At 36.9% G+C, this 11,064-nt stretch carries 11 protein-coding genes; all 11 read left to right on the forward strand.

Translation table 11 applies throughout. From position 1 onward, the window contains the following. Positions 1-8: 8 nt before the first annotated feature. The 11 genes from BN853_RS02925 to BN853_RS02975 are packed head-to-tail and all read left to right on the forward strand — an operon-like array spanning position 9 to position 10,900. Positions 9-854 (forward strand): S1-like domain-containing RNA-binding protein, encoded by an 846-nt coding sequence (locus tag BN853_RS02925; RefSeq protein ID WP_030004453.1) that lies wholly within the window; start codon positions 9-11, stop codon positions 852-854. Then, positions 854-2,281, forward strand: a complete 1,428-nt coding sequence (gene proS, locus BN853_RS02930; protein ID WP_030004454.1) for a proline--tRNA ligase — start codon at positions 854-856, stop codon at positions 2,279-2,281. Before BN853_RS02925 ends, proS begins: the two co-directional genes overlap by 1 nt. A 36-nt stretch (positions 2,282-2,317) precedes the next feature. Next, a complete protein-coding gene (locus BN853_RS02935; protein WP_157869928.1) occupies positions 2,318-2,638 on the forward strand; it encodes a hypothetical protein in 321 nt (106 codons plus the stop codon). Positions 2,639-2,661: 23 nt separating this feature from the next. Beyond that, positions 2,662-3,699, forward strand: coding sequence for a V-type ATPase subunit (locus BN853_RS02940; protein ID WP_030004456.1), 1,038 nt, complete (start codon positions 2,662-2,664; stop codon positions 3,697-3,699). 8 nt (positions 3,700-3,707) lie between these two features. Continuing rightward, a complete protein-coding gene (locus tag BN853_RS02945; protein ID WP_030004457.1) occupies positions 3,708-5,627 on the forward strand; it encodes a V-type ATP synthase subunit I in 1,920 nt (639 codons plus the stop codon). Between the two features lie 18 nt (positions 5,628-5,645). Beyond that, positions 5,646-6,095, forward strand: a complete 450-nt coding sequence (locus BN853_RS02950) for an ATP synthase subunit C (RefSeq protein WP_030004458.1) — start codon at positions 5,646-5,648, stop codon at positions 6,093-6,095. An 18-nt stretch (positions 6,096-6,113) separates the two neighbouring features. Then, on the forward strand, positions 6,114-6,422 hold the full coding sequence (locus BN853_RS02955; protein ID WP_030004459.1) for a V-type ATP synthase subunit F: 309 nt from the start codon (positions 6,114-6,116) through the stop codon (positions 6,420-6,422). An 11-nt stretch (positions 6,423-6,433) separates the two neighbouring features. Beyond that, positions 6,434-7,039: a V-type ATP synthase subunit E gene (locus BN853_RS02960; RefSeq protein WP_030004460.1), complete on the forward strand. Its 606-nt coding sequence runs from the start codon at positions 6,434-6,436 to the stop codon at positions 7,037-7,039. A 9-nt stretch (positions 7,040-7,048) separates the two neighbouring features. Then, on the forward strand, positions 7,049-8,797 hold the full coding sequence (locus tag BN853_RS02965) for a V-type ATP synthase subunit A (RefSeq protein WP_030004461.1): 1,749 nt from the start codon (positions 7,049-7,051) through the stop codon (positions 8,795-8,797). 14 nt (positions 8,798-8,811) lie between these two features. After that, complete coding sequence (locus BN853_RS02970; RefSeq protein WP_030004462.1) at positions 8,812-10,260, forward strand: V-type ATP synthase subunit B; 1,449 nt, start codon at positions 8,812-8,814, stop codon at positions 10,258-10,260. After that, positions 10,253-10,900: a V-type ATP synthase subunit D gene (locus BN853_RS02975; RefSeq protein WP_030004463.1), complete on the forward strand. Its 648-nt coding sequence runs from the start codon at positions 10,253-10,255 to the stop codon at positions 10,898-10,900. Before BN853_RS02970 ends, BN853_RS02975 begins: the two co-directional genes overlap by 8 nt. Positions 10,901-11,064: the final 164 nt, after the last annotated feature.

The raw sequence follows: 11,064 nt of genomic DNA on the forward strand, positions 1-11,064 counted from the left end.
GTGATACTATGTTAAATATTGGTGATATCAATCAATTAGATGTCAAAAGAAAAACCGACATCGGTTATATGTTAACCGACGGTAAAGAAGATGTGTTTCTACACTTTAATGAAACAAATCATAAAGAATTAAAAGACGGAGAAACCGTCGATGCTTTTTTGTATTTCGATAATAAAGCAAGACTTGCAGCAACGCTGTCTACGCCTGTTATTACAGTCAAACAAAAAGGGTTTGTGATGGTAAAAGAAATCAATCATGACCTCGGTGTGTTTGTTGATAACGGGATATCAAAAGATATGCTTGTTTCCAAAGATTTCCTTCCTTATGATTTTGATAAATGGCCAGTAAAAGGCGATATGCTTTACTGTATTTTAAGACACAAAAACCGTTTGACGGCAAAACCGTTAAACAAATATGATGTTGACGTCAATACCGAAGAAAAACTAAGTGCAACCGATCGAATTGACGCTTATGTCATTCACGTGGGTAACGAAGGGTATAACCTGCTTTCTGTCCGCAATCACTTAATCTTTGTTCATCAAACCCAAGTTAGAGAAGCACTACGTATGGGCCAAAAGGTGAATGTTCGTATTCAAAGGGTAAATCCATTTGACTACAACGGATCTTTAATTGAAACCAAAGAAAAAGTCATGGATCAAGACGCAGAAGTGATTTTTAAATACATCAAAGCAAATAAAAAGATACGTTTCAATAGCGATTCCGATCCAAAGGAAATCTTAGAAACGTTTGGTATGTCAAAAAAAGCATTTAAACGTGCACTTGGCAGACTATACAGTGAAAGAAAAATTATGTTTGAAGGTGACTACACGGTGTTAGTCGAAGGTGACGAGTAATGAAACAAAAATTAGTTGAGACAATTACATCAAGAGACGTTGACTTTGCTCAGTGGTATACGGATCTATGTTTAAAAGCTGAACTCATGGACTATTCCGATGCCAAAGGGTTTATTATTTACCGTCCTTATGGTTATGCAATTTGGGAAAACATCCAATCCTTCTTAGACACGAGATTCAAAGAAACTGGACATGAGAACGTCTACATGCCAATGGTCATCTCTGAATCACTCTTTCAAAAAGAAAAAGACCACGTGGATGGTTTCGCACCTGAAACGGCATTCATGACGACAAAAAATCAAGACGAACAAGAAGAAAAACTAATCATTAGACCAACCTCAGAAGTGTTGTTTTGTCAACACTACGCTAAAATAGTCAGTTCCTATCGAGATCTACCAAAGAAATACAATCAATGGTGTTCCGTGGTCCGTTGGGAAAAAACAACCAGACCATTTTTAAGAGGAAAGGAATTCCTATGGCAAGAAGGCCATACCATTCATAGAACCGAAGAAGAAGCCAAAAAAGAAACACTTGACATGCTTCAAATCTATGAAAACCTAGGAAAGGATTTACTCGCGATTCCATTTGTAACTGGAAGAAAGACCGAGAAAGAAAAATTTGCAGGCGCAGAAGAAACCTACGCCATCGAAGCATTAATGCACGATGGAAAGGCACTTCAATCAGGAACGTCACATTACTTTGGGCAAGGATTCGCTCAAGCATTTGACATTAAGTTCCAAGATCAAGACTCGAAAATCAAACACGTCTATCAAACCTCATGGGGAGTGTCGACACGTTTGATTGGTGCGGTAATTATGGTGCACGGGGACGATGAAGGGTTAGTATTACCACCTTACGTTGCTCCAACACAAATCATCATTATTCCAATCCAATCAAATAAAGAAGTGGTACAAACAGCTACCAATCAAGTCTATGAAGACTTGAAGAAAGCTGGATTTAGAGTAAAAGTTGATGATTCGAATAAATCACCAGGATGGAAGTTTTCTGAATATGAAATGAAGGGTGTTCCAGTCAGAGTTGAAATCGGTCCAAGAGACTTAGAAAACAACTGCGTGACCATCACCACAAGACATGACAGAAACAAAGTCCAAATAAAGATTGATGAATTGGTAGAGAAAATGCCAAATGTCCTTAAAGACATGCATGAGACGCTCTATCAAAATGCATTAAAACATGTAGAAAATAATACGTATGTGGCAAACACATACGAGGAATTTAAAACATTAATCGAAAAAGGTGGCTATATCAAGATGAGTATTTCAGGCGAAGAAGCTGAATTAATCATCAAACAAGATACAGCAGCTACCGCAAGAGTGATCTTAATCGATGAACCATTAATCACAACCGTGTGTCCTGTTACAAATAAACAAGCAACTCAAACTGTTTTATTTGCAAGGGCCTATTAATCATAGACCCTTGTTTTATTTTTTTAGAAGAAGAAGGTGAAATCAATGCATACATCCGTCATAAAAAACACAATTGAACTTGACAAAAAAGCGAGAAACAGAGTGTTAGAACTAAAAGAAGAAAAAGCAAACATTGACGAACGAATTAAATCGGATCAAAAAGAATTATTAAAACAAATGAAGCTTGAAGTCGATCAAGCCGTCTTAGAAGCCAGATCGAAATACGAAGCTCAGCTTTACACAAGACAAAGTACCGAAAGCCTTCAATTTAAACAAGTGCTTGATGAGATGACTCGTACGTACGAAGAAAATAGAGAAACATGGATCAACGAAATCGTAGCGTTTTGTGAGAAGTGATTTCATGAGAGGATTGATTAATTATGAGCTCATGGGCTAATAATGCAATAATAGCTAAGGCAAAGTCTTTGTATGGAAACTTTTTAAAAGAAGACGATTACGACCGATTAACAAAACTCCATTCATTACCAGATCTTGTTTCGTACTTGAAAAAACAAAAAAACTACGAAACAATCTTAAAAGACGTTCAAGAAACGTCAATACACCGTGGTCAATTAGAAGCACTTATTCGTAAGAACGCATTTGATCGTGTATTAAAGTTAATGAAACTCGTCTACTCAAAAGATGCAGAGTTTTACCAATTAAATATCGTTAAACAAGAAAACGAGATTATTTTATCCGCGCTAAGATCACTGATCGCAAAAGAATCGGATGAAACCAGAGGTAAGTTGCCATTATTCTTTAATGTGCATACCGACGTTGATTTGGAGAAAATCATCAAGTCGACCTCGTTTGATGATTTAATGGCCGCGGTTGAAAAGTCTGACTTTGAGAAAATTTTAAAACCTTTCTATACAAAAAACCCAGACATGATTCGCTATTTAGACATTGAACATGAATTAGAAGTTTATTATTACAAAGAAGCATTTAGACGAATTAATCAGCACTATAGCGGTAAGTTGAAAAGTGATCTTAAAAGCATTTATGAAACAAGAATTGAACTTGGTAACATCATTAAAGTTTACCGTTTGAAGAAGTTTTATAAGGCAGATCCGATTACAATAAAAAATGTTTTAATCCAAGAATATTCACGCATTAGTGAACGAAAAATGGATGAAATCATACAGTTGTCAGATCCAGATACCATTTTAAAATACTTATCAACCTCAGAATACCAACGATTTACAAATGATAAAGACTATGTGTATGTCGAATATTACGCTGGTAAAATCAAGTATGATTTGGCCAAAAAGATGATGTATTTTTCGACTGAAGTACCCAAGGTTTACGTTGCATTTGTAATCCTGAGTGAGATTGAAATTGAAAATATTATCAACATCATTGAAGGTATTCGCTATAAAGTGGATGAAAATGAAATCAAGCAAATGCTTATTTATTAGGAGGAATTATGAGTATAGCAAAAGTAAAACTCGTCGATATGACCTCTAATGTTAGTAATTTAGATCGGGTATTAACCAAGTTTATAGACACAAAGAATTTTCATCCTGTCTTAGCTACCGAATTCGTTGAACGGGTTCGTGGACTTACCTCGTTTGTCTCAGAAAACCCATGTCAAACGATGTTACAGGATTTAAAAGACATTGAAGTTAAATACGATTTAAACTTACCTAACGATGAAATCAAAGACGCCGAGTACAATTTAAATGAAATGTTTGAGTATATGCAAACAGTCAAACGGTCACTTGAGGGTGAAAAGAACCGCATCAAGGACTTAGAACAGCACATCAGAGAGTATGAAAATACACTCATTCAAGTAAAAAACTTGATTAGCTTAGATGTTGCCCTAGATGATTTGTTTGCATGTGAATACATTTTTATTCGTTTAGGTAGACTACCAAACGACAGCGTTGAAAAATTAAAGTTTTTCCAATCAAGACCATTTGTGTTTAAATCGTTCTCATACGATCAAAACTACAGTTGGTGTATGTATTTTACAACCGAAGAATACAAAAGAGAAGTCGACAACATCTTCTCATCATTATTCTTCGAACGTATCTTTATCCCAGATTTTGTAAAAGGCACACCAAAAGAAGCGATTGAAGCATTAGAATCGGAAATCGATTCGGCTAGAAAACAAATCACGTCTTATAAAGATGACATTTGTTCAATTACGGATGGTTGTCAAAACCGATTAGCCTACATCAAAGGGGAACTGTTATTCTTAAACCGACTATTTGAATCAAAGAAGTACGTCGTTGGTTTAGGTGATAAATTTACAATCACTGGCTTTATTGAAGAACAACACATCGAAGCATTCAAACAAGCATTTGATGGTATCGAAGATTTAGAAATTGAAGTACAAGAGGCTGATGGTGATAAACGGATTACGCCACCAACGAAACTAAAAAACGGATGGTTTTCAAAACCATTTGGCATGTTTGTTGAGATGTATGGTTTGCCATCGTATGGTGAATTAGACCCAACCCCATTTGTTGCAATTACTTATTCATTACTCTTTGGTATGATGTTTGGTGATTTAGGACAAGGACTTGTCTTAATGCTTTTAGGCTTTTTAGCTTATAAATATAAAGGCATGCGTCTTGGGGCAATTGGTATTCGCATTGGGTTATCAAGTGCTATTTTCGGGCTCTTATACGGGTCAGTGTTTGGCGATGAAGAATTGCTTACGCCTCTATACACCGATGTCTTAGGGTTATCGCATAAGCCGATTCACATTATGGATGCTGATTTTACGATGACACTACTGATTAGTGCCATTGCCATTGGGGCAGTTTTAATTGTGATTTCCATGATATTAAACTTAGTAACGCTTTATAAGAAGAAAGATTTTGTTGAATTTTTCTGTTCACATAATGGCTTAGCAGGTTTACTATTTTACGGGTTTGTACTCGTTGCTGTGGCACTACAATTTGGCCTAGGCATTCCAGTGTTAAATCCGATTACGATATCATTATTTGTGGGGCTTCCGTTCTTGGTTATTTTCTTAAAAGAACCAATTGAACGACGTGTACATCACCACAAAATGTTTCCAAATGGCTTTGGAGGATTCTTCGTTGAAGCGTTCTTTGAACTGTTTGAAATCGCATTATCTTACGTAACAAATACAATGAGTTTCTTACGTGTGGGTGGGTTTATTTTATCTCACGCCGGTATGATGCTTGTGGTCACGAGCTTAATGTCAATGGTCGGTGACGCTGGTTGGATCGTTATGATCTTTGGTAACTTATTTGTTATGGCACTTGAGGGCATGATTGTTGGTATTCAAGTGTTACGTTTACAGTTTTATGAAATGTTTTCACGTTACTATAAAGGTGACGGTATTGCGTTTAACGCATTAAATAATTAATTTGGAGGATATTAGAAAATGTTAAATTTTATGGAATGGTTTTTACCACTAGTTTTAATCGTATTAATCTCACTACCTTTAATCAAAGTATTTAGAGGTAGAGTTAGCGTTGTCTCAGCAAAAAGAAGATTATTTGGACACGTGTTTGGTTTCTTTGGCGTTGTTGCGTTTATTTTTGGATTTCAATTGTTATTCCAAAATCAATTAATGGCTGCTGAAACAGAAACAGCCGTTGACTTAATGACAGGGACAATGGCTCAAGGCCTTGGGTTCTTATCGGCTGCCTTAGCAACCGGGATGTCTGCACTAGGTGCGGGTATTGCCGTAGCAGCTGCAGCACCAGCAGCAATTGGTGCCTTCTCAGAAAATGAAAAGAACTTTGGTAAATCATTAATCTTCGTTGCACTTGGTGAAGGGGTAGCTATTTACGGATTACTTATATCAATTTTAATTATCAACAAACTATAATAACGAAGGATGATTTGAATGAAATTTTTCTTATTAAGCGACAATGTAGACACAGAAGTAGGGCTTAGACTTGTAGGCATCGAAGGTGTTGTTGTTCACGAAAAAAAAGAGTTTTTATACGCACTAGAAACTGCACTAGAGGATAATACCATTGGTGTTATTTTAGTCACGACAAAACTGGTGGAACTCGCACCTGATGAAATATCAGAGTTAAAACTCACTCAAAGTCGTAAACTCATTGTCGAAATTCCGGATCGTCATGGATCGGAAAACATTGGTCAAGCAATCGACCAATACGTTTCTGAAGCCATCGGCGTTAAGTTGTGAGGTGACTAAAATTGGGATATTTTAATGAAGATCAGTTACAAAAGTATTTAGAGAAATCAATTAACCAAAAGGCCGATGAAAAAATAGCTCAACTCAGAAAAGAGATTGATCAAATTTACAACAAAGGCATGAAAAAGATTAAAGAAGACGTGCAAATAAAAAAACAATTAGAAATGAGTCGAGCGCTAAAAGATGTGCAAGTCGAATACCAAGACAAAATCAATAGTATTGGTTTTCGATACGATGAAAGCTTAATTGTTGAGCGTAAAAAAATGGTGGATTCCATTTTTGAAGAAGCCACATCAAAACTACTTATTTTTACAAAAACGAAGAGTTATGAGAACTTAATGCTATCTAAACTTCAAGCAAGTACTGCTTCATATGAAGAACTAGCATTGATTTTTCATATTAAATCTTCAGACAAAATATTAGAAGAACTTATCACAAGACGTTACAAAACCAATGGGAAAATCGTTTACTCAAATGAAATCAAAATTGGTGGATACATCTTAACAATTGCAGATAAGAAGCTTGAATTTGACGAAACCATTGATCAAAAATTAAATGATCGTATGACTTGGTTCTTTGAGAATTCAAACTTATACATTAGAAAGTAGGTGACCCAAATGGCTAATGTCATTTATTCAATTAACGGGCCTGTGGTTACCGTTAAAAACGCCGTTAGTTTTCAAATGCTTGAAATGGTTTATGTGGGAAAAAGCAAACTTTTAGGTGAGGTTATTTCCATTAGTAAAACAACGACGACAATTCAAGTTTACGAATCAACCACCGGGTTGTGTGTGGGAGAACCTGTGTATCAAACAGGCGAACCTATTTCCGCACTTTTAGGACCAGGGTTGATTAAAAATATTTTTGATGGTATCGAAAGACCATTAAAAACAATCGCAGCAACCTCAGGTATTTACATACCTACGGGCAGTGATGTCGAAGCCTTAGACAGAAACATTGAGTGGGAAGTTAAGTTGACTGTTAAAGTTGGCGATGAGGTATCATTTGGCCAAATCTACGGACTTGTTAATGAAACTTTATCAATCGAGCACCGCTTGATGGTGCCAAAAGATTGTTCAGGTACGGTCATCGAAGTTAAACAAGACGGTTTATACAAAATCCATGACGTGGTTGTTAAAGTTAAGACCAATAAAGATGAAATCAAAGAGTTAACGTTGGTCCAAAAATGGCCAATTAAAACACCAAGACCTGTCTCGAAACGTCTACCAATTTCAGAACCGCTCATCAGTGGGCAACGCGTGATTGACACGCTGTTTCCGATTGCAAAAGGTGGAGCTGCCGCTGTACCAGGTGGGTTTGGAACAGGAAAAACAATGATGCAACACCAATTTGCAAAATGGTGTGATGCGGATTTAATTGTCTACGTTGGTTGTGGGGAACGCGGTAATGAGATGACTCAAGTATTAGAAGAATTCTCAGAACTGATTGACCCAAGAACCAACAAACCATTATTAGAACGTACCGTGTTGATTGCGAATACATCAAACATGCCTGTGGCTGCTCGTGAGGCCAGCATTTATACGGGTGTGGTAATTGCAGAATATTATCGTGATATGGGCTACAACGTCGCTGTCATGGCCGATTCAACCTCAAGATGGGCTGAGGCATTAAGAGAAATCTCAGGTCGTTTAGAAGAAATGCCAGCAGAAGAAGGGTTTCCGGCGTACTTACCTAGCCGTATCTCACAATTCTATGAACGCGCAGGCTACGTTGAAACCTTATCAAATTTAAAAGGCTCTGTTTCGATTATTGGCGCGGTATCACCACAAGGTGCGGATTTTTCTGAACCGGTGACACAAAACACGAAACGCTTTGTTCGTAGTTTTTGGGCACTTGATAAACAATTGGCTTATCAAAGACACTACGCAGCCATCAACTGGAACACAAGTTATTCGGATTACATCAGTGACTTGACTAAGTGGTATGACCAAAACGTCAGCCCACGTTTCTTAGAAAACAGACAACAAATCATGCATTTGCTTTCTGAGGAAAACAAATTATTAGAAATTGTGAAATTAATCGGTAGTGACGTATTACCGGATGATCAAAAATTGATTATCGAAATTGGAAAAGTCATCCGTTTAGGTTTCTTACAGCAAAACGCATTTCATAAAGAAGATACGTATGTCCCTCTTGAAAAACAATTAAAAATGATGGACGTCATTCTCTATTTATATAAACAGTCTAAAAAATTCATCGAAGACGGCAAATCGTTAAACATGTTAACTGAGTCTGGTTTATATGAACAAGTGATTAAAATGAAATACGATGTGGCAAACAACGACTTAAGTAAACTTGATACTTACGAAGATTTGATCGATCAAACAATCAAGCAAATACATTAAAAGGAGAGGTGTTTATGAATCTACAATACATTGGTTTAGATGAAATTAACGGTCCTTTAGTATTCCTTGATGGTGTTAAAGGCGTTGGTTTTGAAGAAATGGTTGAAATCCGTTTACAAAATGGTGGTAAGCGTTATGGCAGAGTCGTTCAAATTGAAGGCGAAAAAGTCGCGATTCAAGTGTTTGAAGGCACACACGATTTATCACTAACCAATACAAAAACAAAATTTACTGGTCACCCAGTTGAAGCGATGTTGTCAAAAGAAATTTTAGGCCGCACGTTTAATGGTTCAGGTTATCCGATTGATGGACTTGGGGATGTCTTTGTTGACGAAAAAAGAGACATCAATGGGATTCCACTTAACCCAGTATCTCGTATCTACCCTAGAGATTACATCCAAACAGGTGTGAGCTCAATTGACTCATTAACCACGTTGATTCGTGGTCAAAAATTACCAATATTTTCAGGCTCAGGGATGCCTCATAACGAATTAGCGGTTCAAATTGTAAAACAAGCGAAAATTCACGAATCCAAAGGCGATGACTTTTGCGTGATATTTGCAGCAATGGGTGTCAAGAATGACGTTGCCGATTACTTTAGACGTTCGTTTGAAGAAGCAGGCGTCATGAGTAAGGTAGTTATGTACTTAAACTTATCGAACGAACCAATCATTGAGCGTATCTTAACGCCACGATTTGCATTAACTGCAGCCGAATATTTGGCTTACAAACACGACATGCACGTTTTAGTTATCTTAACCGATATTACGGCTTACTGCGAAGCCCTTCGTGAGTTTTCAAGTAGTAAAGGTGAGATTCCAGGTAGAAAAGGTTACCCAGGGTATTTATACTCTGACTTAGCCTCTTTATATGAACGTGCCGGTATTGTTAAAAAAGATGGGGGCTCGGTGACTCAAATACCGATCTTAACCATGCCAAACGATGACATTACGCATCCAGTGCCTGACTTGACAGGTTACATTACGGAAGGACAAATTGTTTTATCAAGAGATTTAAATCAAGTGGGTATTTTCCCACCAGTGGGCATTCTACCATCCTTATCACGTTTGATGAAAGACGGGATTGGTGCTGGTTATACCAGAGAAGATCATCAATCGGTTGCAAACCAATTGTTTGCCTCTTATGCGATGGTTCAAGACGCAAGAAGCTTAGCATCGGTTATTGGCGAGGATGAATTATCTTCTATTGATAAAATGTACATGGATTTTGGTAAACTATTTGAAAAGTATTTCATCGGACAAGGGTTTGAAACCAACCGTTCCATCATCGATACACTCGATTTAGGATGGGATCTCTTATCCGTGCTTCCAAAAGAAGAGTTAAACCGAATTGATGACAAGTTAATCAGTGCTTATTACAATCACGAACGCGCGGTCGAACGTTTCCATATACACAACAAACCAATCATTAAAACCTTAGCTGGAGACGCAAGATATGAGTAACCAACAAGTATTTCCAACCAAAGGAAACTTGATGCAATTACAAAAATCACATCAACTTGCCAAAAAAGGCTACGAGTTGATGGACCGCAAACGTAATATTTTAATTAGAGAAATGATGACATTAATTTCAGACGTTCGTTTGGTTCGTGAAGAGTTGTCTGACACGTATAAAGAAGCGTATCGAGCACTTCAAGAAGCAAACATTACACTTGGTATTGTTTCTGATATTGCAAAGTCAATTCCGATTACTACCGGGTTAGAAATCAGTTACCGTAGTGTGATGGGTGTTGAAATTCCAAAAATTACTTACAATGAAGAAGTCGTTAGACTCACTTACGGGATTGGACATACGAATACGAAGTTTGACTATGCGTATAAATGTTTCATTAAGGTAAGACTCTTAACGGTGAAGTTAGCTGAAATTGATAACGCAACCTACCGGCTCGCTAATGCGATTAGAAAATCTCAAAAAAGAGCAAACGCACTTGAAAATGTGGTGATTCCAAGATTTGAAGCGAACATTAAGTTTATTACTGAATCGCTCGAAGAAAAGGAAAGAGAAGCATTCACAAGACAAAAGGTCATCAAGATGCAACAAGATAAAAAGAAAATACAATTAGAATTTAACGACTTGAAATAAGGTTTCTAATTTGCTATACTTATTATCGTACAATTTAATCCATATTATTTATGGGGAGTAGCATACGCTTTATTTCATACTCGTCACGACGGAGAAATCCCGGGTATGAATTACATTTTTGGAAATGCAAGACCATATTTCGTTCGAAATATGGTCTTTTTTGT

Source organism: Paracholeplasma brassicae (assembly GCF_000967915.1).
GTDB classification, from domain to species: domain Bacteria; phylum Bacillota_I; class Bacilli_A; order Acholeplasmatales; family UBA5453; genus Paracholeplasma; species Paracholeplasma brassicae.

Excerpts from the sequence above, each read along its gene's own strand:
- BN853_RS02925 (WP_030004453.1), top strand. The coding sequence starts at position 9 with ATGTTAAATATTGGTGATATCAATCAATTAGATGTCAAAAGAAAAACC.
- proS (WP_030004454.1), top strand. The coding sequence starts at position 854 with ATGAAACAAAAATTAGTTGAGACAATTACATCAAGAGACGTTGACTTT.
- BN853_RS02940 (WP_030004456.1), top strand. The coding sequence starts at position 2,662 with ATGAGCTCATGGGCTAATAATGCAATAATAGCTAAGGCAAAGTCTTTG.
- BN853_RS02945 (WP_030004457.1), top strand. The coding sequence starts at position 3,708 with ATGAGTATAGCAAAAGTAAAACTCGTCGATATGACCTCTAATGTTAGT.
- BN853_RS02950 (WP_030004458.1), top strand. The coding sequence starts at position 5,646 with ATGTTAAATTTTATGGAATGGTTTTTACCACTAGTTTTAATCGTATTA.
- BN853_RS02955 (WP_030004459.1), top strand. The coding sequence starts at position 6,114 with ATGAAATTTTTCTTATTAAGCGACAATGTAGACACAGAAGTAGGGCTT.
- BN853_RS02965 (WP_030004461.1), top strand. The coding sequence starts at position 7,049 with ATGGCTAATGTCATTTATTCAATTAACGGGCCTGTGGTTACCGTTAAA.
- BN853_RS02970 (WP_030004462.1), top strand. The coding sequence starts at position 8,812 with ATGAATCTACAATACATTGGTTTAGATGAAATTAACGGTCCTTTAGTA.
- BN853_RS02975 (WP_030004463.1), top strand. The coding sequence starts at position 10,253 with ATGAGTAACCAACAAGTATTTCCAACCAAAGGAAACTTGATGCAATTA.